Source organism: Pirellulimonas nuda (assembly GCF_007750855.1).
GTDB lineage: Bacteria > Planctomycetota > Planctomycetia > Pirellulales > Lacipirellulaceae > Pirellulimonas > Pirellulimonas nuda.
In genome coordinates this window covers 2,046,593-2,069,427 of the sequence record NZ_CP036291.1, presented here as the reverse complement: position 1 = coordinate 2,069,427, position 22,835 = coordinate 2,046,593, and the positions used below count along the sequence as shown (strand labels likewise).

The window sequence follows — 22,835 nt, the reverse complement described above, 5'->3', positions numbered from 1 at the left end:
CGCGACGCGAGTGAGCCTTGGTGCTGAGCGCACTTTCTTTCAGCGGATCGGATTAACCAATCAGCCGCCGACGCGACGCTGCTAGGCCGGCGACGACGAGCAACGATGCGACAATGCCGCTCGGTTCCGGCACAAGCGTCAGACCAACGTTGTCGAAAGCGATCTCGTTGTTCGTACCGGAAAAGACGGCCGACTGAGCGATGCCCACAAAGGGGACGTTCACGAGCGCAAAGGTGCTAAAGTCGCCGGTTGGGTCGCCCGCACCTACGGGAGTTATCGCCAATGGCTGCGTAGCAAGGGTGGCGCCAGTGCCGTTGGGTCCGGCGAAGATCGAAACCGATCCAGGCACCGCGAACGCAGAGTAGTAAAACGATAGCGCGGAAGTAAAGCCTCCGGTGCGATTGAGAGTAACGCCCCCGTTTTGGAGGAAGGACATCACGTGATCCGGCGAAGGCTCATTGGCGAAGTTGCCGAGTGCCGACCCGCCTTGATCGGAGTCTTTGACCGTGATCGCGTCGGCAGAGAAGGTGATGCCGTACGCGGGGCCGGCTCCAGCGCCGCCGCCGCTGAGCCCGCCGTTGTAGAAGTTCTGGATGGGGTCGAGGTCGTTCATCCCCTCGAAATCAAGCGTCACGGCGAATGCCCCCGTGCACAGCAGACACGCGGACGATGCAAGAAACGCCCGAACCCAGTTACGTCTCATGACACTCCCCCTGATAAATTGTGAAACCGTTAGAAAAGCACCCGCAGAGCCAGCACCTGTTGCGGACATCCGACAGCGTATTCCAGCAGCAAGGTAAAAGCAAGCAGATTGGAGGAAAATCGCTTGCGTCCGAAGTAATCGCTCAGCATTGCTTCCTCGAAGCCGGCAACTGACTTTGACGCCGGCGCCCCAAGCCGCTACGGTCCCGCTCAGTCTGCGCTCCATCGGGGGGGATGACCGAAGAAAGGGCCGGCTGTGCTGCGAAGAAGCGGTGTGATTCTGCTGCTGATGATCGCTGTGGGATGCGCTTCGCGTTCCCAGTGGGTCACGCTGCGCGCCACGCCCCGCAACCCGCTGGCCGAGTCGATCCGCTCGGTGCATCCGCGCGGACCGCAGGCCAGCGACCGCACTCAGCAATTGCTGCGCCGCTACGATCTTGTGGGTGAGCTAGATGGCGACCGCTCCGCGTTGGTCGCCAGGCTCGCGGGGCTCGCAACGACCGACTCGCTCCACGAACATCAGTACGCCATGAGCGAACTGGCCTACCTGGGCGCCAAACGGGCCGAAGGCAGGCGCCGCACGTTGGCGGTCGAGCTCTATGGCACCTCGTTGCTGCACGCTTACGAGTACCTCTTCGACCCGGCAGACGGGGTCGCCTGCAACCCGTACGACCCGCAGTTCCGCGGCGCCTGCGACCTCTACAACCAATCGCTCGAGGGCCTGCTGCGCCTCGTGCAAGAAGAGGGCGATCTGCGGCCGGGCGATCGCCGGACCATCCAGACCACCAATCACACCTGCTCGTTCGACGTCGAACTGAAGTCCACCGGCTGGCACGCGGAGGACCTGAATAATTTCCTGTTTGTCAGCGACTACGAGGTCAACGGCCTCCGCAACCACTACCACACCTACGGGCTGGGCGTGCCGCTGATCGCGGTCCGTCAGGCGCACGGCGATGGCGACGTCGCGGAGCAATTCTATCCCAACAACCTCTGCTTCCCGCTGACCGCCTTCTTGCGCATCGACCGCGACACGCAGCCCGACCAGCCAGGGATCCAGGTCGCCGAACGGGACAAGCCCCGCGCGCCGCGGTTCGTGCTGGAGCTACACGACCCCCTCGACCGTCAGACACTGGCGATCGGCGCCAAGCAGGCGCCATTGGAGACCGACCTCAGCACCCCGCTGGCCTACTTCCTCAACCAGCCGGAGTTTCAAGAGAAAGACATCTCCACGCTTGGTCTGCTTAGGCCGGACGAGCTCAAGGCGGTCCAGGGCCTTTACATGCTAGAGCCCTACGACCCGAACAAGATGCCCGTGGTGATGGTGCATGGGCTGTGGTCGAGCCCGGCGACCTGGATGGAGATGTTCAACGACCTACGCAGCGAGCCGCTGGTCCGCCAGCACTACCAGTTCTGGTTCTACCTCTACCCGACCGGCCAACCCTTCTGGGAAAGCGCCGCGCAGTTCCGCGGCGACCTGGCCGACATGAGGCGCAGGCTCGACCCCGACCACCGCCTGCCGGCGCTCGACCAGACCGTGCTCGTGGGTCACAGCATGGGGGGGCTGGTGTCGAAGCTGCAGACGGTCGACAGCGGCGACCAGTTCTGGCGCACCAACACCGACCAGCCTTTCGCGGAGCTAGACGCCGACCCGGATGTGCGCGAAGCGCTCGCCGAGAGCTACTTCTTCCGGCCCAGCCCCTCGGTGCGCCGGGTGGTGACGATCGGCACCCCCCACCGCGGCAGTGATTTCGCCAACGGCTTCACGCGCTGGGTGAGCGCCAAGCTCATCGACGCTCCCATGCAGATGCTCAACGGTCAGCGACAACTCTTCGCCCGCAACGGCGACTACTTCCGCCCCAACTCCTCGCTAGCGATCCGCACCAGCGTCGACTCGCTCGACCCAAAATCACCGTGGCTCCCAGTCTTGGCTTCGGCCGACCCCGGGCCGTGGGTCGACTACCACAACATCGTCGGCCGAGTGCCGGAGAACACCTTCCAAGGCTTCTTGACCCGTGAAGGGGACGGCATCGTCGCCATTGAGAGCGCCCGGCTCGACGGCCAGAGCCGGCTCAAATCACAAGTGGTTGTGCCGGCCGACCACCTCTCGGTCCACCGTCATCCGCAGAGCATCTTGGAGGTGCGGCGGATCTTGTTCGAGCAGGTCGCCGACCTCCAATCCCCTACGTTCGGCTTGCACGAAGCGGTTGCAAGCGGCCAGGCGGCCGACGGAGCTGTCAGCACCGCCAGCGCCGAGACGCCGTTGCCTCAATGACTTCGGCGGGCGCCGGGAAATGCCGAGAGCCAGAAAGCCCTCGGTTCGTGGAAACCAACTTCGCTGCTAGCGGGGGCCGCCGCAACGCGGTGCGCCCCCGCCGTCCAGCTTGGTCGGCTACGCATCGGCGCTCACGGTCGCGCGGCGGTCAAGCATCGCCCGCAACGGGGCGCTGCTTCCCAGCATCTGCGGCAGCACCGTCGCCACTCGGCTGCGCGGCACCCGGGCCATCCGCACTTCACCTTCTGCGCGGGCCGCTGGCGCCGAGGCGCGTTGCCGACGGGCGAGGGGAGCGGCCGGAGGCTCTCTGTGGTTCGGCTCGGGCGTCAGTTCGCCGCGGAGCACCCGCAGGCCTTCCGGGGCTTCGATCCCCAGTCGCACGGTGTTTCCCTTGGTGCGGAGGACCTTGACGATGATCGAGTCGCCAATCTGGATGGTTTCCTGTTGCTTCCGTGTTAGCACTAGCATCTGAGTCACTCCATTGGTTCGACAGGATAAGTCTGCCCGTCTCCGACGGGCCCGCGACAAGCGAGCGGTGGGTCGATCGACCACCCGCTCACAGGATTGACTACGCACGTCCCGCGCCGTGGTTCGCTCGCTGCGGAGGGAATGGGCGCAAGGTGCTCTGCCGCAAGCAGATAAGATGAGCCAGGCAAACAGCGGGCGTGGCGCGGGGCGTTATCAACCTTGCAATCAACTTTGCAATTCTGGGGCGCCAGCCCCGCTAGCAGCCGCCGCTAGCCCCCACCATCAGCATCCTCGACGGGCGATCTCATCGCGGAGGTCGGCGGCCCGTTCGTACTGCTCCCGAGCGATGGCTTCGGCCAATTGCTCCGAGAGGGACGGCTCTACCTCGTAGTGGTCTACGAGCGAGCGCTTCATCTCCCGCAGCTTCACCACCAATTCGTCAGAATCGAATTCTTCGGCAATCTCGTGGCGAGCAAATACTTCTTGGATGCTCTTCAGCCCGGCACGGATCGCCTCGACCGCCGCCGCGGGCTCTGCCTGCTCCAGGCGGCTCAGCGCTAACGCCTGGGTCCGGTGGAACAGCACGAACGGCCGGTACTGCTCGTGCTGATCGGCCCATTCTTCATCGGGGGCGTGGGCCGTGCTGAAGTCCATCAGCGCCAGCGTGTGGTCGGCGTCGGCGACGGCGCGGTTGAACTCTCGCAACGCCAGCCAAGCGATCCGCCGGTGGTAGAACTGCATAAACTCGCGGTCCACCTCTACCTGCAAGCCCATGTCCAGCATAAAGGCGTCCCCCTCTTCAAACGCCATCGTTAGCAGCGCGTCGTAGAAGGTCCGTTCGCCCATCGGCAGATCGCCGTCGGGCCGATCCACCACTTCCATCTGCAGCACGCCGAGGTCGACCCGCATCTGGATCAGGTCTCGACCATCCGCGCCGCGCGCCATCCGAGCGGAGACCTCGCCGAACTCGTACGGCCACCGCTGCAGAAGCTTGTCGAGCTGCTTCGCACTGGCGTCGTTCTTCGGGAGCCGGGGCGCATCCCCCGGCTTGTTGTTTCGAGACTGTTCTGACATGGGCTCTCCCGGGCAATACTGCCCGCCGGCATTGTAGCTCGGCAGGGCAGGGGAGGGGGAGCGGTGGGCACAAGATTTTTTCGCGCGGGTAAAGAATCCACGCCCAGCGCGCCAGAACAACGGGCGCGCTACCCCTCGCCCCCCTCGTCTAGCACGAGCGCTTCTTGCAGCAACACCACCTCGGCATGGTCGTGCTGGTCCACATCGTCCAGCAGGTCGCGGATCACGTCGCAGGTTTGCTCGAAGTCGCCCGAGTCCCACTCGTCGAACGTGTCGATCCGGTCGCGCAGCTTCTGGATCCGGACGCGGAAAGTCTCGTGGTCGAACGCGAGTCGATTGATGCGGTCCTGGAGGTGCGGTTTCACCTCCGACACAACGGACAGGTAGCCCCCTTCTTCCTCGATCCGCATCAGCCGCTCGAGGTGCCTGCAGAACGAGCCTAGCGCGAACCGCATGCTCCCGCGGCGCATCTCGGGGCTGACCTCCGAGGCCCGCCAGTCCACGGTTACGCGCAGGGCGCCTTTCACGTGGTCTAGGATCTGGTGCTCCAGGTAACAAGCGCCAGCAAGCGACTGCGTTGGTGTAGTAAGCACGTTGGATCCTCCTTCCAATGGGCCGAAATAAGAGATACCACGGCGCCAGCGCCGGCGGACTCGCCGGTGGGCAGGCGCAGCAAACTCAGCGATTGGGCGTCACGGGGCCCGGCGTCAACGGGACGCAGAGGCGACGCGACGCGGTGGTCGCTAGGACTTCAGGACGAACGCGATAGCAACCAACCGTGCCCGACACGCCGCAGAGATATGGGTAGATGAGATGAGGACTGCGGCGTCCCTGAGCAGCGGCATTATAGTCGCTATCCGCGGGGCGATTGCAACTACTTTCTTGTGCCCAGACGAAGAATTTTTCCCGGCGCCCCCAGGAAGTGGGGGCAAGCTCCCCGCAAATCACGCATCCTCACACGCGTGGTTTAGTCGTCCGCCGACGGCGGACGACGCGATTGCTTCCGATCGGAGCGTATCCGTTTGCCCTCGAGGCGCGCGCGTCGCGCCGCGGCCGGGGGCCGGGTCGCCTTGCGGACCGTTGGGGGCGCCGCGACCGAAAGCACCATCGCACGCAGCTTGTCTAGGCAGTCGCGCACGTTGCGGCCCTGTTCACGGTGCCGCTGCCCAAAGAGCAACAACTCCCCTTGCTGGTCGATCCGGTTCGCGAAGCGCCGCGTCATCCGCGTCCGCACGCTCGGCGGGAGGGCGGTCGTCGTCGCCACGTTCCAGTGCAGCACCGCCTTGGAATTGACCTTGTTCACGTTCTGGCCCCCAGGGCCCGAACTCCGCGCGAACGTGAAGCGCAGCTCGCCGCTTGGGATCACGATCTGATCGTTGACAACGAGGTCTCCCACGCCAGCTATCCCTTATGAATCCCGGCAAGCGGCCGGCGACGCGGGTCGATCGAACGACGCGTTGGACGCCGGGCTGTCGTGGTCCGTGGCTCGCGAAAGTCGAAGGCTCAAACAGTCGGCAACGCGGAGGGCTCGGCCCCGGCGATCAACGCCGCGACGCCCCGGCACGACGCGTCCAAGATCCGCTCGTAGTCGCGTTGCTCCACCAGGCTGCCGGTCAACTCGATCTCGAATCGGCCCGGATACCCGGCATCAATTAGCGCACGAACCAACTGTTCATTGCGCACGCACCCTTGCCCCACAATGCAGCGTTCCTGGTCGATGTCCGGCGCGATGCAGCGATCGCCTAGCTGCACCAAACCCAACAGTGGCGTGATCCGCGCCAGTGCCGCGGGGTCGTCGAGCGCTTCGGGGAAGTGGTAGGTGTCCAGCACCACCCGCAGCCAGGGGCTGTTGCGCTGTTCGACCAGCGTCAGCGCCTGGTCCAGGTCGGTGATGAAGGTCCATTCGGCCGCAGCGGCCGGGTGCATCGGCTCGATCGCCAGCGGAACCCCTAATTGTTCCGCCAAGGGGAGCAGGCGGTCGAGCGCGGCGTCCAGCAACCGGCCTGCGTGGTTGAGCGTGTGGTTGTTTCTGCCCCCGGCGTACAGCACGACACACTCGGCCCCGATCGCGGCGGCGGCGTGCAGAGCCAGTTCTGCGTCGCGGACGCTTGCCGCGAGCGAGCGACCGTCGCTGCCGGTGAAGCCACCGGCCCAGAACAGGCTCGAGACCGCCAGCCCGCTGTCGGAGATCAGCTCGCAGGCTCGCTCCAGCCCGAAATCGGCCAGCTTCCGCCGCCACACCCCTACGGCGCCGCAACCACAGCCGGCGAGGTAGTGAAGGTCTTCGTCAAACGTCCATCGGTAGGCGGATTGCTGCGCGACCGCGAGCCGATTTCGGGACGATGGGTAGCCTTCAGCCATGTCGCGGCGTCTCAAGAGTAGCGGGGCAGGGCAGGGGAGTATGCGCTCGAAGCCGCAGGCCTGTAAACCGTGACAGCACGGCGTTGGTGCGAGGCGGCTTTTCCCGCCAGGGGCGGCCGACGCCCCGGTGGTTGTTCGGGGGCGTGAACGTGGTACGCTAGGCGATTAGGGAGACCCTCGAAAACCTCGTTTTGGGTTGCTAGGCCCCGGTAGATCGGTCCCGTCTGGGAGAGTCGTGGGGATGGCTGTAACACTGCTGTTGGTCGATGGCCATCCGGTGGTTCGGGCCGGCGTGCGAGCTCTGCTGGCCGGGGTCGGGATCGACATCGTCGGCGAGACGGACGACCCAGACGTAGCGGTCGAGCTGGCCCGTTCCCTCAGGCCTGAGGTCGTGCTGCTAGAAGCCCGCCTGCCCCGCGGCTCGGGCCTCGACGCGATCGGCCGCATCAAGCGCGCGCGCAGCGACTCCGCCGTCCTCATGTTTAGCGGTTCGGCCAACCCCACCTACGCGGCGCGGGCGCACGCGTTTGGGGCCGCCGGGATGGTGTCGAAAGAGGCGTCTGCCCAGGAGCTGGAGGCCGCGATCCGCAAGGTCGCTTCCGGCGCCGCGAGCTGGTCGGCGGAAGACCGTCGCCGCCTCTCCGGCGGGCTGGAAGACCGACGCGTGCAGGAACTGCTAGAGACCCCCCTCACCAAACGTGAGAACGAGGTGCTGCAGCAGCTTGCCCTGGGGTTGTCTAACCGCGAGATCGCGTTGGCGCTGGGCATCAGCTACGAAACGGTGAAAGAACACGTCCAGCACCTGCTCCGCAAGATCGGCGTCTCCGATCGCACCCAGGCGGCGGTATGGGCGGTGCGGAATGGGCTGGTTTAAGCCCCCCGCGGTCCCGTTTCTTCCCAACTTTTTGCAGGCTTGAGCCTCGCAATTGGCCACGGGCTTTGAGACAATCTGGCGTTATTTCTCCCGCTGACTGAGACGCCGCCCTCGCGGGGCGGTGCAACGCGACGCCCCGATGGAATTCGTTGGGTCCTCGGCGCCAGGTTTTTGTCCACTTGGTGTCCGATGACCGGTCCCAGGAGACCACCGGAGCCGACGCGGTCCGCCAAAAAGGCGGGGATTTTGGACACGTCGTTCGCTTGAGGGGGGGTTTTGTCCAAAAAATGATCCTCCAACGGGGGGACAAAAGGGACAAAACTCTTGCGCCATTCTCCATCGATCCTAGGCGACGCGTCTGACCATCGCTTCCCGAGCCGACCCGACCAACAACCCCCGCCGCTATGTCCGACTTCGGATTCCCGTCGCAGCCTTCGCTCTACAGCCGCACCCTGCGCGAGTGCCGGGAGTTGTACGTCTCAAGCGGGGAGCGGATCGCCCGCGACTACCCCGAGCTGATCGCACGAGACGGGCAGGAGTACGTCACGCTGATGGACGACCTGCACAAAGGGGTGCTGATCAAGACGTACGTCGCGGTGTGCGAGGCGGACCGCGAGTGGAGCAAAGAAGAGAGGTTTCTTGCGGAGGTGCTGTGCCACCACCTGTGGGGTCAATGGCTGGAGGGCGCGACGCTGCGCGAGGCGATCAAGCGCGCGTCGGACTCGGCCGCCAAGATGACCTGGTACAGCCTGCTGCGTCCCTTCGATCGCATGCCCCCGCTGCGCGACCGCGTCGCCGAGCTGGAGACGGTGATTACCCGCGTCGCCAACCTGGTGGCCCGCGCCGATGGGTCGCTCAAGCCGGAAGAGCAGCAGGCCATCCAGGCGATCCAGGACCAACTGCATCATCACCTGCTACGGATCCCGCTGGACGACGACCCCGAGCCGGACGCGAGCCCCGACGCCCGGGCCCCCTCGACCCCGGCGGCGGTGGAATCCGAGCGGGTCGACGAGCCCCGCACGAGCGAACGCTTGCGGAGGATCCGCGACGCCGCCGACCAACCCAAGCCCGTCGGCCGTCGCGACGCCAAGCCGCCCCAAGAAAAAATCAGCAAGGCGGACAAGCCGGCGCCGCCGCAGGCCCCGCAGCCCACGGTCGAAGAATCGCTCGCGGAGCTCGACCGCCTGATCGGGCTCGACTCGATCAAGCACGAGGTTCGTTCGCTCGCCAACTTCCTCAAGCTCCAGCAACGCCGCACCGCGGCGGGGCTGCCGGAAACCGACATCAGCCTGCACATGGTGTTCACGGGCAACCCCGGGACCGGGAAGACGACGGTCGCGCGGATCATCGGGCGGATCTTTTCGGCGCTGGGTGTGCTGGAGAAGGGACACCTAATCGAGACAGACCGCTCGGGCCTGGTGGCGGAGTACGCGGGGCAGACCGGCCCAAAGACCAATAAGAAGATCGACGAGGCCCTTGGCGGGGTCTTGTTCATCGACGAGGCGTACAGCCTGGTCGCCTCGCGCCAGGACGACGCGTTTGGCCACGAGGCGGTGCAGGCGCTGCTCAAGCGGTCCGAAGACGACCGCGAGCGGCTGGTGGTGATCCTGGCCGGCTACCCCGACGAGATGGCCGCCTTGCTGGCGTCGAACCCGGGGCTCTCGTCGCGGTTCAACCGGCAGCTCGCGTTCGACGACTACACGCCGCTGGAATTAGCGCGCATCTTCGGCCTGATGTGCGTTAAGAACCACTACCAGCTCACTCCCGCGGCGCGGCTCAAGGTGATGATCGGCTTGAAATGGGAATACGACCACCGCGACCGCCACTTCGGCAACGGCCGGGCGGTGCGGAACCTGTTCGAGCAGGCGATCCGGCGGATGGCGAACCGCTTAGCGACCCAGGTTGAGATCGACCAGCAAGAGCTCGTCACGCTGCAAGGCCCGGACATCGAATTTGAGGACGTGCCCTCAGCCGCGTTCGAATCGATCGACGAAGGGCTGTTGAGGTTCCGGTTGGAGTGCGCCGGCTGCGGTCATACCAAGGTGGTTTCGACCAAACTGCTGGGAGAGAAAGTCAAGTGCCCAAAGTGTGATCAGTCTTTTACGGTTGAATGGGGCGAGCTGATAGCGTCCGGCGAGTCCGACTCCCCTGACCCTTAGAGTCGCGTTCCGGAGGCGCTATTTCGTCCGGATTTACTGGATATCCCGCGCGCTCGTCCGCGGTGTGTGGCGTACGATTATGAACCTGCTGGCTCATTCCCCCGAGGCCGTACCGATGCGCCGTTCTTCACTGTTGATGATGGCATGCCTGCTTGTCGCCCTGTACTGCGCCCCCTGGGCGTCCGGACAGGTCGTGCCCGCCACCGCCGAATCGCCGCTCAGGCCCGACGGGGGCGCCCAAGAGCACCCGCTGACGCCGGTGCTGGCGCTAGCCGAGAGGGGGCTCGCGGAGCTCCGGGAGAACGTCCGCGACTACACCTGCACCGTGATCCGTCGCGAGCGGATCGGGGGCGACCTGCGTCCCTATGAGTTTATCGACGCGAAAGTGCGAGAGCCCCGCACCGGCCCCGATGGCGCCGTGCTCACCCCGAAGAGCGTCTACGTCAATTTCCTGAAGCCGGAGTCGCTCGCCGGCCGCGAGGCGCTGTTTGTCGAGGGACGCGACTCGAACAAGATGCTCGTCCGCCGCGGCGGGACGCGGATGGCCTACGTGACGACCTACCTCGATCCCGAGGCGCCCATCGCGATGGAAGTGAACCGCTACCCGATCACGGAGATCGGCTTCGCCCGTCTCGTAGAGCGTTTGATTGAGGTCTGCCGTGAAGACCTGAAGCACGATGAAGTGGAGGTGCGGTACTTCGACGGCGCGAAGATCGGCGACCGTGTGTGCACCCGCATCACGGTGGAGCACCCCGTGCCGCGCGATTACTTCCGGTACCACCGCGCGGTGATCTTTCTCGACGACGAGCGGGGGCTTCCGTTGGGATACGCCGCTTACAACTGGCCACAGACGCCGGACGGCAAGCCGATGCTGACCGAGGAGTACATCTACACCGACGTCAAGCTGAACGTCGGGCTCACCGACGGCGACTTTGACGCAGACAACCCGGCCTATGGGTTTATCCGACGCGATACGGTGGTGGACGCCGATTGACGCGTCGCGTTTGAAAACGCAAACACCGCGATGACGGCACGGACGCCTCGGCCCCACGAAACGCCGAGAACCAGCGAGCCTTCATGCCGCCTCACCTTCGATCGATTTTCTCGCTGCTGATCCTGCTGGCCCCGATTGGGCTGTCCGCCCAGTCGCCGGCCGAGTTTGCTCGGCAGCGGGATCAGATGGTAGACGACGAGATCGTCGCGGCGGGCGTGAAGAGCCCGCGCGTCGTGGCCGCGATGCGCCAGACGCCCCGCCACGAGTTCATGCCGCTCGCCTACCGCAAGCAGGCGTACCTGGACATGGCGCTTCCGATCGGGAGCTCGCAGACGATCTCGCCCCCGTTCGTGGTGGCCTACATGACGGAGCAGCTCGACCCGCAGCCCGACGACAAGGTGCTGGAGATCGGGTCGGGCTCTGGCTACCAAGCCGCGGTGCTCAGCGGCCTTGCTCGCGAGGTCTACACCATCGAGATCGTTGGGACCCTGGGACGCAAGGCGGAACGCACGCTTCGGCGGCTCGGCTACGACAACGTGCACGTCCGCGTCGGCGACGGCTATCTGGGTTGGCCAGCAGAGGCGCCGTTCGACAAGATCATCGTCACTTGCTCGCCAGAGGACGTGCCGGCGCCGTTGGTCGAGCAACTCGCAGAGGGAGGGCGGATGGTGATCCCTGTAGGGGAACGCCACCGCCAAGACTTAGTGCTGCTGCGGAAGCGAGACGGGCGACTTGAACGAGAGCCGCTGCTGCCGACGCTCTTCGTGCCGATGACGGGCGAGGCGGAAGAGCGCCGTGAGATGATGCCCGATCCCCGCCATCCAAGCCTCGTCAACGGCGGGTTCGAAGAACAACTTAAGCAGAGCAAGCTGCCTTCCGGATGGCACTACGTGCGTCAAGCAGAAGTGATGCGCGACCCCACCGAAGCCCCCGAGGGCGATCGGTACTTGCTCTTTAAGAACAGCGAACCCGGCCGCGGGTGCTGGGCCTTACAGGGGCTCGCCGTAGACGGGCGTCATGTTCGGCGGCTCAAGGTAAGCTTCCAAGCACGCGGGACCGGCATCCGCCCCGGGCAGACACTGCGGGAGTGGCCGTACGTGGCGATCACGTTCTACGACGATCGGCGGGAAGAGGTTGGCGTTGACGCGGTCGGTCCCCTCCGGGGCGACTTTGCGTGGGGGGAGTTCTCAAAACAGGTCAGCGTTCCTGTCCACGCCCGCGAGGCGATCATCCGGATCGGCCTGCTGGGGGCGGTCGGGGAGCTTGCGCTCGATGAAGTGCGGGTCGAGGCGGCGGGACGCGGGTCGCCGTAGCCTCCCGGCGCTTCCGAGCGAGCTAGGATTTAGCGACCCGCTCTCCCCGTACCCCATCTTTCGCAAACGTCATTTTCGGCGATTTTAGCCCAGCTTACTTGAAGGATAAATTTCCCCGGCTATGCTGTGAGAACGGTTGGGGTTCGGTTTCCCGTCTCGACAGCAACCGGCAGTCAAAAAAGGAGAATTTCGGATGAGGAAGCTTACGATCGGCAAGCTCGTTGTCGCTTTCACGATGGTGCTTGCGGTCTCGACCGCCGACGCCTTCTGGAACAGCTATGGAAGCTACGGTTCCCGCGGCTCCTACGGGGGTTCGGCGTCGTATGGGAGTTCTGGTTCGTCCGGCAGCTATGCCTCGCATGGTAGTTCATCGTCGTATGGCAGCTATGCGTCGCACGGAAGCTCGTCGTCCTACGGCAGCCACGGCGGCCTGATCGCTCGCATCAAGGCGCGGCATGCTAGCAGCGGTTCGTACGGCTCGCACGGATCGTCGTCGAGCTACGGCTCGCACGGCGTCGTCACGGTCTCGTACGGCAGCAATGGCAGCAGCTCGAGCTACGGCAGCAGCGGCAGCTATGGAAGCAATGCCAGCCATGGCAGTTATTCCTCCGTCGGATCCAGCAGCGCCGGCAGCTACGGCACGGTGATCAGCGAGTCTTCGTCGGTCGTGCAGCCCACCTACGCTTCCTCAACCGCGACCGGAAGCGGCACGCTGAGCGTCAACGTGCCGGCAGACGCGGTTGTGTTCGTCAATGGCTCGCGCACCACCAGCACGGGCACCCAGCGGCAGTACGTTTCCAAAGGGCTGGCGCAGGGCGAAGACTACGCCTACGAGGTCCGGGTTGAGTACGAGCTGAATGGCGAGAAAGTGGTTGAATCAAAGTCGGCCACGCTCACCGCGGATGCTTCGGCTAGCCTGAACTTCACCGCTAGCCAGCCCACTCCGGTGACTGTCGCCAAGGCTGAGGCCACCATTACGAAGCTGACGGTACGCGTTCCCGAGGGGGCGTCGATAACCCTCGCCGGTGCGCCCACCAAGCAGACCGGTGCGGAGCGGGAATTCTCCACCACTCGCCTCGCCAACGGCCAGACTTGGGAAGACTACCGGGTTCAGGTAGAACTGGACGGAGTGGTTCAGCAACGGACGATCACGCTTCGTGGCGGTGATTCGCAGGAGTTGGTGTTCAACTTCGGCGGAGATCAAATCGCCGCAAAGTAGGGGATGCTATCCCTTTCTGTAGTTCAAACCCCCGTACTGGCATTGACCGGTACGGGGGTTTTCTTTTTGCTTAGCGCTCTGCGTCTCCGGCCCGTTCGTCGCTTTCCTTACGCAACCATCCTCTGGTCGTTCCGGCATGGCCAAGCAAACCGAGAAGCCGCCCGCTCCCAGACCGAGGCGGGCGTCGCCGATCGACGGGGGAGAGACCTCCACTTGGCCCGTTTGGCTGCGCGTTGTTCTCACGATTGTGATCCTCTGGCACTGCTTCGTCTTGGCGGCGTGCCCGTTCTTCTTCGCCACCGAGTCGCAACTTGGGTCTTCGGAGTTGGCCAGAAGCGTGGTGCGGAACCCGCTCGTGCAGTGCTACGCAGACACGCTCTACCTCAATAGCGGCTACGGGTTCTTCGGGCCCGAGCCCCCTCTGACCAACGGGGTGATTTCCTACGTGGTCCTTGACGAATCGGGCGCGGAAATAGCAAGCGGTCGGTTTCCCGACTTGCGGGATCAGTGGCCCCGACTCTGGTACCACCGCTTCATGATGCTGTCAGATCAGGCGTCGATCCCTTTCGAGAGGTTGAGCCCAGAACAAGCGCACCAACTCACCCTCAAATCGTTCGCTCGCCACGTCCTGCGGGCCCACGGCGGGGCGCGTGTCGACCTAACGCATCAGAACAAGCTTCTCTTGATGCCCGCTGACGTGCTGGCTGGGGAGGATGCGCTCAACAAGAAGTTCGCGCTCGAGCCGACAACCGTATCGGTTTCCGCAGCCGATTTAAACGAGCCGCTGATCCCCAAGCAGCAAGAGTGGACGCAGCCGGAAGAGATCCCCGGAGGCCGATTGCCATGAGCGGTGTGTGGAGCGGAATCGTGACTTACTGGCGCGACCTGTGGCGTGCGTGGAACCAGTTCTGGTTTGCGCCCACCGATCCCGCGACCCTTTGCTTGATCCGAGTGCTCGCCGGGGGGATGCTGCTCTACACTCACTTGGTTTGGTCAAAGGACCTGACGGCATTCTTTGGACCCGATGGGTGGATTTCACACGAGCTAGCCGCGGCGAAGAACGCAGAGCGGCTGACAATTGATCCGTTTGGTTGGCTCGGATCGCCGGCATTGCTCTGGACGGTCCACGTCGGATTCCTGATTGCATTCTTCTGCTTGTTCATTGGCTTGTGGACCAGGGTGACTTCCGTTCTCGCCGCAATCGGCGCCATCGCTTACGCGACCCACGTGTCGCCGGGGGCGTTCTTCGGTTTGGACAAAGTCAATTGCATGCTGGCAACCTACCTAGCGATCGGCCCCTCCGGCGCCCGCTACTCGGTAGACCGGCTGCTGAGGATCCGACGCGGAGAGGTGGACGACCCTGCGTCCAGCTCCAGCGCCAATCTGGCGCTTCGACTCATGCAGATTCACCTCTGTGTGATGTACTTGTTCGCTGGCCTCGGGAAAGTGAAAGGGGATCGCTGGTGGGACGGCACGGCGACGTGGTTCACGATCGCCAACGACGCCTATCGATCGACCGACATGACCTGGCTGGCAAACCACCTTTACCTGCTCGACTTCCTCACACACGCCACGGTGGCCTGGGAACTCAGCTACTGCTTCTTGGTGTGGAACCGATTCACTCGGCCCTGGATTCTTGCGGCGGCGATTGGCGCCCACTTGTTCATCGCCTTCTGCATGGGGATGCAGACTTTCGGGTGGGCGATGATCTTTGCAAACCTAGCCTTTTTCGCCCCGGCGCTGGTCCGCAAGGCCTGCGACCCCGTTGCCGGACGGATCTCGCTTGCACTGGCCGGCAGCGGCGCCGCCGCTCCAGCGTGAAGCGTCGGTTTCCCCCCTGGCTGGGCGTGTCGGCCTGATCGAAAGAGGCTCCGGTCGCTAACGCGGCGGGGGCGGGGCGCGTATACTACTTTTTCCATTGGAAAGCCATCTCCTTTCAATCTGGAGTGACGTCGCGTGTTCGATACGATTGCGGTTGTGGGCGCTACCGGCGCGGTGGGTAGGCTAATTCGTACGCTGCTTGCTGAGCGTGAGCTTCCATTCGGACGGATTAAGTTCCTAGCGTCCGAGCGATCGGCTGGGTCGACGATTGAGTTCCGCGGCGAGACCCACGTCGTCGAACTGCTCTGTCCCGATGCATTTGACGGGATCAATCTCGCCATAGGCAGCACCCCCGACCCCGTAGCCAAAGAGTTCGTTCCGTGGGCGGTCGATCGCGGCTGCGTTGTCATTGATGAATCCGGCTACTGGCGGATGGACCCGACCGTGCCGCTGGTCGTCCCGGAGGTGAATCCCGAAGCAGCCCGAAACCATCGCGGAATCATCGCCAGCCCCAACTGTTCCACCACGCAGATGGTGGTCGCGATGAAGCCGCTGCACGATGCCGGCCGAATCCGCCGAGTCGTGGTTAGCACCTATCAAGCCACTAGCGGCGCTGGCGTCGTTGGCCAAGCCGACCTAGAGAACGGCACCCACATGGCGTGCCACGGGAAAGACTACGAGTATCAGGCGTTCGCGCACCCCATCGCTTTTAATCTAATACCGCAGATTGGATCGCCGAAGCACGCGGGTTACACCTCTGAAGAAATGAAGATGGTGCTTGAGACGCAGAAGATCTTTGGCGATGACTCCATCCGTGTCTGCCCGACGTGCGTGCGCGTTCCGGTGAGCAATTGTCACAGCGAGAGCATCCTCGTGGAGACCGAAAAGAAGATCACCCTGGATCAGGCCCGCGAACTATTCGCGTCGGCGCCGGGGATCAAGCTCGTCGACGACCTGCCCAACGGCAAGTACCCGATGCCACGCGATTGCAGCGGTGAGGATGCGACCTTTGTTGGCCGCGTCCGCGAGGACTTGTCCTGCGACAACGGCATCGCCTTCTGGTGCGTGAGCGACAACCTGCGCAAGGGGGCGGCCACCAACGCGGTTCAGATCGCTGAGCTTCTTGCGACACAGGGCGCAAGCGTCTCGTGACTCGATCTCATCACGGAGAGCACTTCGATGCAGCTCACGTCTAAATTCGACGAGGCGCCCTGGCAGCGGGCGAGCGACCTCGCCCGCTTCAAGCGGATCGAATCCGAGGGATACGTCATTCGCTTGCTTCAGCTCGACGCTGGCTTCGAAGAATCCGACTGGTGTGACAAGGCCCACATCGGCTATGTGGTGGAAGGCGAGCTGCAGGTGACTTTTCAGGACGGCGTTCGCACGCTCTGCGCTGGAGACGTGTTGACCACGCTGCATGGCCCGGCCTCGGCGCACCGCGGCGCCGTGAACCACGGCACGGTGACGTTGTTTCTCGTTGACCCTCCGCAGTAGTCTTGCTTGTGGACGACGTATCGCGCCCCTCCGCGTTTCGCTTCTTGAAGCTCACGATCGGCTACGACGGCACGGCCTTTGCCGGTTGGCAGGAGCAGCCCGGGCTGCGCACGGTGCAGAACGAGCTGGCGTCCGCGTGGCGCCGCATCACGGGTGAGACGCCGCGGCTTACTGCGAGCGGTAGGACGGACGCCGGGGTTCACGCGCTCGGCCAAGTGGTGAGCCTCTGCACCTCAAGCGAGCGACCAGAAGGCGAGTTGGCGCGCGGTCTCAACGCGGTGTTGCCCGAAGATATCGTGGTGCTCGCAATCGACCCCGCAGTGCAAGGGTTTCACGCCACACACGACGCTCTCAGCAAGACCTACCGATATCAGATCCACGACAGTCGCACGCCGCCACTCTTCGACCGCCGATATGTCTGGCACGTACGCCAACCGTTGGACATCGAACGGATGGGCAGGGCAGGGGGGGGGCTCATCGGTCGCCATGACTTCGTGTCGTTCCAAACCGCGGGATCTCAGCGTACCAGCACCGTCCGGACCATCCTCGCAGTCGAGGTTACCCGTCTCGCTAGCCGGGTGGATATCACAGTCACGGGCGATGGTTTCTTGTACAACATGGTGCGTGCGATTGCGGGCACGCTTGTAGAAGTCGGCCGCGGCGCGCGTGACCCGGAATGGGTAGCTGAGGCGCTCTCGGCTCGGGACCGCGCCGCGGCCGGACCGAACGCACCCGCGCTAGGGCTGGTGCTGGTGAGCGTCCGGTACGCACAAGGCTCGGACGAGTAGGAAAGCGGCGACCGGTCCCGGTCGAAAGGCGAGGGGATCGGCGTCCCCGCGCCGGCTGCGCCAACTTCCGCAAGGACGCAGGATCGATCTGTCGTCGACAGCGACCGCGACCAGCGTCCCATCGAGCCTGCGGACCGATGGCCACTACGGGAGAAGGGGGTGGTCGGCGCCGGCAAAAGCCGTCGCTCTTCCGAGGTCGTCCCCGGCACGCTAAACTGTAACGTCTGTAGCGACAACGACTTTCAGCACGTGCGTAGGGGGCGGGCCTTTGGCCACTTCGCAGCAATTTGTGGGCGACTACCGGCTGTTCCACCTCATCCGGAGTGGGGCCGTATATGAGATTTGGGCCGTCCGACCGATATCCGGCACCGAGGCGTTCGCCATCAAATGGCTGCCGCCCGGTCCGAAGCACACCCGTAGCGCGGTGGCCGAGCTGAAGCACGAGCACAACGTCGGCAGGGACCTCGACCATCCCAGCATCATCAAGACCTACGACTACGGAACCACTAACAACGGCGCCTACCTGCGGATGGAGCTGTTCAAGACGCTCAATATCAAGCAGCAGTTGGTCGCCGGGGCGCACCGGCTGCACTACCGCCTCAAGGAAATCCTCCTGCCGGCGGCCGCGGGGCTGGCGCACATGCACCAAAAGGGGTGGATCCACCGCGACGTGAAGCCAGACAACTACCTGCTATCGGACGACAACGAGGTAAGGCTGATCGACTTCACCATCGCCAAGAAGCCCGCCGGGCGATTCTCGTTCGGGAGGACCGCCGTTCAGGGGACGTACAGCTACATGTCTCCCGAACAAATCCGCGGCCAAGGGCCCGACCCGCGAGGCGACATCTACAGCTTCGGCTGCATGATGTACGAGATGCTATCGGGCAAGCTGCCGTTTACGGCCAACAGCTCGCAAGAGTTGCTGCAGAAGCACATCAAGACAAAGCCCATGCAGATCACAACGCTGGAGCGCAACGTCCACCCAGACATGGCGTCGCTTGTGCATCGGATGATCTCCAAAGACCCGTCAGATCGTCCGGAGACCATGACCGAAGTGATGCTCGCCATCAAGACGCAGCGGATGTTCATCACACCGCCTTCCCCCCCCAGCGACGACCCCGAAGTCGACGCTGCCGAAGAAGAGTAGGACCAAAGCGAGGCGGAAGACGCCGAAACAATACGAGGTGCAATCATGGCCAACATGACGCTACAGCTCGAGTTCGAGTTGCCCATCCAGCAACTCGAAGCGCAGATCGCAGAAGTCGAACACAAGCAGGACAAATCGCCGGCAGATCGCGAGCGCGTGCGCGAGCTGCGCAAGCAGCTCATGGAGTCGACCCGCCGCGTCTACGGCGATCTCGACCCCTGGGACACCGTCCGCGTCGCCCGTCTGTCCGATCGTCCTAAGTTCACAGACTATGTCGACCTCGCGTTTGACGAGTTTGTTGAGCTGCACGGCGACAAGTTCTTTGGGGACGACCGCGCCTTGCGGACAGGATTCGCGAAACTCGACCAATACAAGGTGATGCTCGTCGGGCACCACAAGGGCAAGACCTTTAAAGAGCGGACCGAGTGCTTCTTTGGTTGCGCCCACCCGGAGGGTTACCGCAAGGCGATGGGCAAGATGCGGATGGCGGCCAAGTACGGGCTGCCCATCATCTGCTTGATCGACACGCCGGGCGCCTATCCGGGGATCGGCGCCGAGGAGCGCGGCCAAGCCCAGGTTATCGCGGAGAGCATGCTGGAGATGTCGCGGCTTCCGACGCCGATCATCTGCGTCGTCATCGGCGAAGGCGGATCTGGGGGCGCGTTGGGCATCGGCGTCGGCGACCGCGTCGCCATGCTGGAGCACGCATACTATTCCGTAATCAGCCCCGAGGGCTGCGCCGGGATCCTTTGGAAGAGCCACGACTTCGCCGACCGCGCCGCCCGGGCGCTACGGCTGACCTCCAAGCACCTGAAGGGATTCGGAGTGGTCGACGACATCATCGAGGAGCCTGTGGGCGGCGCGCACCGCGATCACTACCAGATGGCCGGCCGGCTGAAGATGTATCTGGCGCGTTGCCTGAAAGAGCTGGGCGAGTTGCCGACCGATCAGCTCCTGCAGCAGCGGTACGACAAGTTCCGCAAGATGGGTCAATTCTTTGAGGGCGCGTAGTGCGTCGCTTATTGCTGGCCGTCCCGGCAGCGGCCTGGTGCTGGCTCGCGATGATGTTCGTCCACGAACTGGGGCACGTCGTCGCTGGCTGGCTGACCGGCGGCCGCATAGCGCACGTTGAGCTCCGGCCGGGCCGTCTGTCGCACACGCTGGTTCTCCCCAACCCTTGGCCGACCGCAGTCGTTTGGTCGGGGATCATTGTCGGCTGGCTGACGCCGCAGATCGCGCTGGCGCTGCGACCGATTTGTTGGATGCGGATCGGCTTGGTCGCCGAATTCTGGGCCGGCTTCTGTCTGCTCGCCGGCGGCGTCTATCTTGCCGTGGGTGGCGGCACGCCCCTGACGGACACGGAGCAGCTGGTCGCGCTGGGCTGGCCGCTGCCTATGCTGATCGCGATCGGCGCCGCCGTAGCGGTGATCGGATACGTTCGAGCTCGCTCGGCGAGCGTCCGCTTCTACAAAGATATTCGCGATCGAGATGTGGGACTCGATGAGGTCGCGTTCTGGTGGTGGTGGCTAGTCGCTTGGTGCGTCGGCCAGTCGATCGTGGCGAGCTTGGTCTGTTAGGGCGGCTGTCGCTAACGTCCGATAATCTCTGTTATGTCCGTTTTTGGGCCTGTTTCTGCGTTGAGAAGCCATTCTCATCGGGCCCTCGCCGCGGCCCACGGGCTCCCCGGTCTCATTGATTCGGCCAGCTTCCACCGGGGTTCTGCTGGGCCGAGGGCCATCCGAAGTTGTTGCCGGATCCCCCCCCCTGCGGTGGCTGTGAGGATGGCCAGCCGAACGGCCCGCCGGGTTGCGACGCCGCAGCCGGAGCTGGCTGGTTGGTCGGTTGGGCCGCCGAGGTCGGCCAGCCGAATCCGGCGCCGGCGGGCGTTTGATCGGCGGCCACGCCGTGTCCGACCGCGTTTGGATCGAGCCGCTGTTCGATCGTATGAATGACCGGTCCGATTACTTGGTGGATCTCCGGAGGCACCATCGAGTCGGTGCGATCCAGCAGCACGGCGATGTACCGTCCGCTGTGGGACTCGATGATCTGCTGCTTCTGCGTCTGAGGAAGCAACCCAACGGCAAAGAACGTCAGACCGACGCACCACAGCACGCCGCGACCGAACCCGATAATGGCGCCCATCTGATGATCGAAGCTCTCCAGGCGAACCCGATCGATGATCCCGCGGACGTAGCGGAAGAGGATCCAGATCCCCAGGCTCGTGGCGATGTAGATCGCCAGCATCGCCAAGAACTTGTTGAACGGTTCGGAGTCGCCAAACAGCGGCTTGATCTGGTCGGCAAACTTGACGGCGACGAAGTAGCTGACGACCAGCGACGCCAAGTACGCGACCTGCCAGGCCATCCCCTTGGAGTATCCATAGAGCGTCAGCCCGGCCAGAACCATGAGCATCAAGTAGTCGTAGGGCTGCATCGCAAATCGGCCGCGTCGGCAGGGTTGGAGGCCAGCGGAAATCGAACGGTGCATGGAAGTATAGGGGGGACGCAAAGCGACGCGAATAGAAGTTTGGCCGGGCAGGGGGCCCGAACGCTATCAGCTATCGCCCCCGCTCCGGCACTCGTCTTACGCGGATCTGCGGAAGTGCGTAGCCTTCCGCCGGCGCACCCGCAAAGCAACTCTTAGACCCCGCCTCGTCCGACATGGCAGACTTCAAGACACACGTCACGTTCAGCGGCGTACTAGGCTGTGGCTACACCGCGGCTGGACTGATGACCGGTGTCCCGCCTGCGACCGCCTTTGTTGCGGGTGGCCTCTGCGGCGTAAGCGGGATGCTGCCGGACATCGATAGCGACTCCGGTCGGCCGCGGCGCGAGGCGATGAGCTTCGCCGCAGCCATCGTGCCGATGCTGCTTGTCGATCGGTTTCGGCAACTCGAGCTGTCGCACGACTGCATGGTGCTCTTTGCTGCGGTACTTTACGTCGGGATCCGCTTCGTTGGCGCGCGACTCATCGGTCGCTGGAGCGTCCATCGCGGCATGTTTCACAGCATCCCGGCCGCGCTCATTTTCGCAGGCCTGGCGTTCCTAATCGCCGGCGCCACCGACCTTCAGATGCGCTACTTCAAGGCCTTTGGCGTCTTCATCGGCGTCATCAGCCACTTGGTGCTCGACGAGGTGTATAGCGTTGATATGCGAGGGATCCGTCCCAAGTTGAAGAAGTCGTTCGGCACCGCCGTAAAGTTCTGGGGCAATGACAGTTGGGCGAACTTCTCGACCTACGCCAAACTTGTCGCGGTGTTCCTCGCGATTCTCAGCGAGCCGATGGTGCTTCAGAGAATCGAGATGCGTAATCCTCGTTTGGCCAACCGGATCCGCGAATACCGAGAGGACCTGGGCTTCAATGGGCGCGACCCTAGCGATGGCGTGGCGACTCAACCCTCCGTGGCGCCCCCAGGGGCCGCGGCAACTTACTACCCCCCCGCCAATCCGCAGGGTTGGGCCCCGCAAGGGAGCACGGGGGGATTCTCGCCCCCACCGCCCGGCTTCGCCCCCAACGCGGTTGCGCCGCCGGCTCAAAACAACTGGGGCGATTGGCCCCGCTAATCGTCGCCCGCCCCGCCAGGTTCTGGCGAGTCGACTATCAGCGTCACGGGACCGTCGTTCACCAAAGCGACTTGCATCTGGCGGCGGAATTTTCCCGCGGCCGTCTCAACGCCCCGTCGACCGACCGCCCGCACGAAACTGTCATAGAGCCTCTCGGCCAGCTCCGGCGGCGCGGCATTGACGAAGCTTGGCCGGCGCCCCTTGCGACAATCGCCAAGCAGCGTGAATTGGCTCACGATGAGCATCGCGCCTCGTACGTCGAGCAGGGATCGATTCATCTTCCCGTGCTCATCCTCGAAAACGCGCAGCCCGACCAGCTTCTCCGCCATCCACTCGACCTGGCTTTCGCCGTCGTCTGGGCCAACTCCCAGCAGCACAAGCAGCCCAGCGCCGACCTGACCTACGACCTGGTCGTCTACCGTCACGCGGGCCTCGCTCACACGCTGAATGACGCTTCGCATCGCATTTTCCTGGTATTTGAAGGCGGGACTCGAGTGCCAGGACGTGGTTGAATCAACTGCCGACGATTGCGGCTTTTCCGCCGCGGCTCAATACTAGTGGGCTTGAAGCATACCCCCCTGCCCTC

23 protein-coding genes are annotated in these 22,835 nt (G+C 64.1%); 15 read left to right on the top strand and 8 right to left on the bottom strand.

Annotated elements, in window-relative coordinates; translation table 11 throughout:
• Window positions 1-52 precede the first annotated feature (52 nt).
• A complete protein-coding gene (locus Pla175_RS08640) occupies window positions 53-703 on the bottom strand; it encodes a hypothetical protein (RefSeq protein WP_145283212.1) in 651 nt (216 codons plus the stop codon).
• A 273-nt stretch (window positions 704-976) separates the two neighbouring features.
• On the opposite strand from Pla175_RS08640, the gene Pla175_RS08635 reads away from it, so the two are divergent.
• On the top strand, window positions 977-2,974 hold the full coding sequence (locus tag Pla175_RS08635) for an alpha/beta fold hydrolase (protein WP_145283210.1): 1,998 nt from the start codon (window positions 977-979) through the stop codon (window positions 2,972-2,974).
• 117 nt (window positions 2,975-3,091) lie between these two features.
• On the opposite strand, the gene Pla175_RS26895 is transcribed toward Pla175_RS08635, so the two are convergent.
• The 5 genes from Pla175_RS26895 to Pla175_RS08610 all read right to left on the bottom strand — a co-directional run bounded on the left by Pla175_RS26895 (window position 3,092) and on the right by Pla175_RS08610 (window position 6,877).
• Window positions 3,092-3,442, bottom strand: a complete 351-nt coding sequence (locus tag Pla175_RS26895; protein ID WP_145283207.1) for a carbon storage regulator — start codon at window positions 3,440-3,442, stop codon at window positions 3,092-3,094.
• 282 nt (window positions 3,443-3,724) lie between these two features.
• Entirely contained in the window at window positions 3,725-4,516 is a 792-nt protein-coding gene (locus Pla175_RS08625) for a UvrB/UvrC motif-containing protein (protein ID WP_145283205.1), read from the bottom strand.
• A gap of 128 nt (window positions 4,517-4,644) precedes the next feature.
• Window positions 4,645-5,109 (bottom strand): hemerythrin domain-containing protein, encoded by a 465-nt coding sequence (locus Pla175_RS08620; protein ID WP_197527352.1) that lies wholly within the window; start codon window positions 5,107-5,109, stop codon window positions 4,645-4,647.
• A gap of 374 nt (window positions 5,110-5,483) precedes the next feature.
• A complete protein-coding gene (gene arfB, locus Pla175_RS08615) occupies window positions 5,484-5,912 on the bottom strand; it encodes an alternative ribosome rescue aminoacyl-tRNA hydrolase ArfB (RefSeq protein WP_145283200.1) in 429 nt (142 codons plus the stop codon).
• Between the two features lie 107 nt (window positions 5,913-6,019).
• The gene (locus Pla175_RS08610) at window positions 6,020-6,877 is read right to left on the bottom strand and encodes a sugar phosphate isomerase/epimerase family protein (RefSeq protein WP_145283198.1); all 858 of its coding nucleotides are present in this window, start codon (window positions 6,875-6,877) and stop codon (window positions 6,020-6,022) included.
• 241 nt (window positions 6,878-7,118) lie between these two features.
• On the opposite strand from Pla175_RS08610, the gene Pla175_RS08605 reads away from it, so the two are divergent.
• From Pla175_RS08605 to Pla175_RS08545, 13 genes are all read left to right on the top strand, one after another.
• Window positions 7,119-7,751 carry a response regulator gene (locus tag Pla175_RS08605; RefSeq protein ID WP_145283196.1) on the top strand — a complete coding sequence of 211 codons (633 nt, stop codon included), beginning with the start codon at window positions 7,119-7,121 and terminating at the stop codon, window positions 7,749-7,751.
• Between the two features lie 404 nt (window positions 7,752-8,155).
• Complete coding sequence (locus Pla175_RS08600; RefSeq protein ID WP_145283194.1) at window positions 8,156-9,910, top strand: AAA family ATPase; 1,755 nt, start codon at window positions 8,156-8,158, stop codon at window positions 9,908-9,910.
• 115 nt (window positions 9,911-10,025) lie between these two features.
• Window positions 10,026-10,904 carry a DUF1571 domain-containing protein gene (locus Pla175_RS08595; protein ID WP_197527351.1) on the top strand — a complete coding sequence of 293 codons (879 nt, stop codon included), beginning with the start codon at window positions 10,026-10,028 and terminating at the stop codon, window positions 10,902-10,904.
• An 83-nt stretch (window positions 10,905-10,987) separates the two neighbouring features.
• Window positions 10,988-12,217, top strand: coding sequence for a protein-L-isoaspartate(D-aspartate) O-methyltransferase (locus Pla175_RS08590; protein ID WP_231954277.1), 1,230 nt, complete (start codon window positions 10,988-10,990; stop codon window positions 12,215-12,217).
• A gap of 193 nt (window positions 12,218-12,410) precedes the next feature.
• Window positions 12,411-13,436, top strand: coding sequence for a TIGR03000 domain-containing protein (locus tag Pla175_RS08585; protein WP_145283189.1), 1,026 nt, complete (start codon window positions 12,411-12,413; stop codon window positions 13,434-13,436).
• 136 nt (window positions 13,437-13,572) lie between these two features.
• Complete coding sequence (locus tag Pla175_RS08580; protein WP_145283187.1) at window positions 13,573-14,283, top strand: hypothetical protein; 711 nt, start codon at window positions 13,573-13,575, stop codon at window positions 14,281-14,283.
• Window positions 14,280-15,257, top strand: coding sequence for an HTTM domain-containing protein (locus tag Pla175_RS08575; protein WP_145283185.1), 978 nt, complete (start codon window positions 14,280-14,282; stop codon window positions 15,255-15,257). The genes Pla175_RS08580 and Pla175_RS08575 overlap by 4 nt, the downstream gene beginning before the upstream one ends.
• 135 nt (window positions 15,258-15,392) lie before the next feature.
• Entirely contained in the window at window positions 15,393-16,409 is a 1,017-nt protein-coding gene (locus Pla175_RS08570) for an aspartate-semialdehyde dehydrogenase (RefSeq protein WP_145283182.1), read from the top strand.
• A gap of 27 nt (window positions 16,410-16,436) precedes the next feature.
• Window positions 16,437-16,751, top strand: a complete 315-nt coding sequence (locus Pla175_RS08565; RefSeq protein WP_145283180.1) for a cupin domain-containing protein — start codon at window positions 16,437-16,439, stop codon at window positions 16,749-16,751.
• An 8-nt stretch (window positions 16,752-16,759) separates the two neighbouring features.
• Window positions 16,760-17,539, top strand: a complete 780-nt coding sequence (truA, locus tag Pla175_RS08560; RefSeq protein WP_145283177.1) for a tRNA pseudouridine(38-40) synthase TruA — start codon at window positions 16,760-16,762, stop codon at window positions 17,537-17,539.
• Between the two features lie 289 nt (window positions 17,540-17,828).
• Window positions 17,829-18,686 carry a serine/threonine protein kinase gene (locus Pla175_RS08555; protein WP_231954436.1) on the top strand — a complete coding sequence of 286 codons (858 nt, stop codon included), beginning with the start codon at window positions 17,829-17,831 and terminating at the stop codon, window positions 18,684-18,686.
• A gap of 54 nt (window positions 18,687-18,740) precedes the next feature.
• Window positions 18,741-19,697, top strand: coding sequence for an acetyl-CoA carboxylase carboxyltransferase subunit alpha (locus Pla175_RS08550; RefSeq protein ID WP_231954276.1), 957 nt, complete (start codon window positions 18,741-18,743; stop codon window positions 19,695-19,697).
• Window positions 19,697-20,263: a M50 family metallopeptidase gene (locus tag Pla175_RS08545; protein WP_145283171.1), complete on the top strand. Its 567-nt coding sequence runs from the start codon at window positions 19,697-19,699 to the stop codon at window positions 20,261-20,263. Before Pla175_RS08550 ends, Pla175_RS08545 begins: the two co-directional genes overlap by 1 nt.
• 112 nt (window positions 20,264-20,375) lie before the next feature.
• Here the strand turns inward: Pla175_RS08545 and Pla175_RS08540 are convergent, their stop codons facing one another.
• Window positions 20,376-21,173: a CvpA family protein gene (locus Pla175_RS08540; RefSeq protein WP_145283169.1), complete on the bottom strand. Its 798-nt coding sequence runs from the start codon at window positions 21,171-21,173 to the stop codon at window positions 20,376-20,378.
• 173 nt (window positions 21,174-21,346) lie between these two features.
• Between Pla175_RS08540 and Pla175_RS08535 the strand changes: the two genes are divergently transcribed.
• Window positions 21,347-22,249 carry a metal-dependent hydrolase gene (locus tag Pla175_RS08535; protein WP_145283166.1) on the top strand — a complete coding sequence of 301 codons (903 nt, stop codon included), beginning with the start codon at window positions 21,347-21,349 and terminating at the stop codon, window positions 22,247-22,249.
• Here Pla175_RS08535 and dtd read toward each other — a convergent pair.
• Complete coding sequence (gene dtd / locus Pla175_RS08530; protein ID WP_145283164.1) at window positions 22,246-22,710, bottom strand: D-aminoacyl-tRNA deacylase; 465 nt, start codon at window positions 22,708-22,710, stop codon at window positions 22,246-22,248. The genes Pla175_RS08535 and dtd overlap by 4 nt on opposite strands.
• Window positions 22,711-22,835 lie beyond the last annotated feature (125 nt).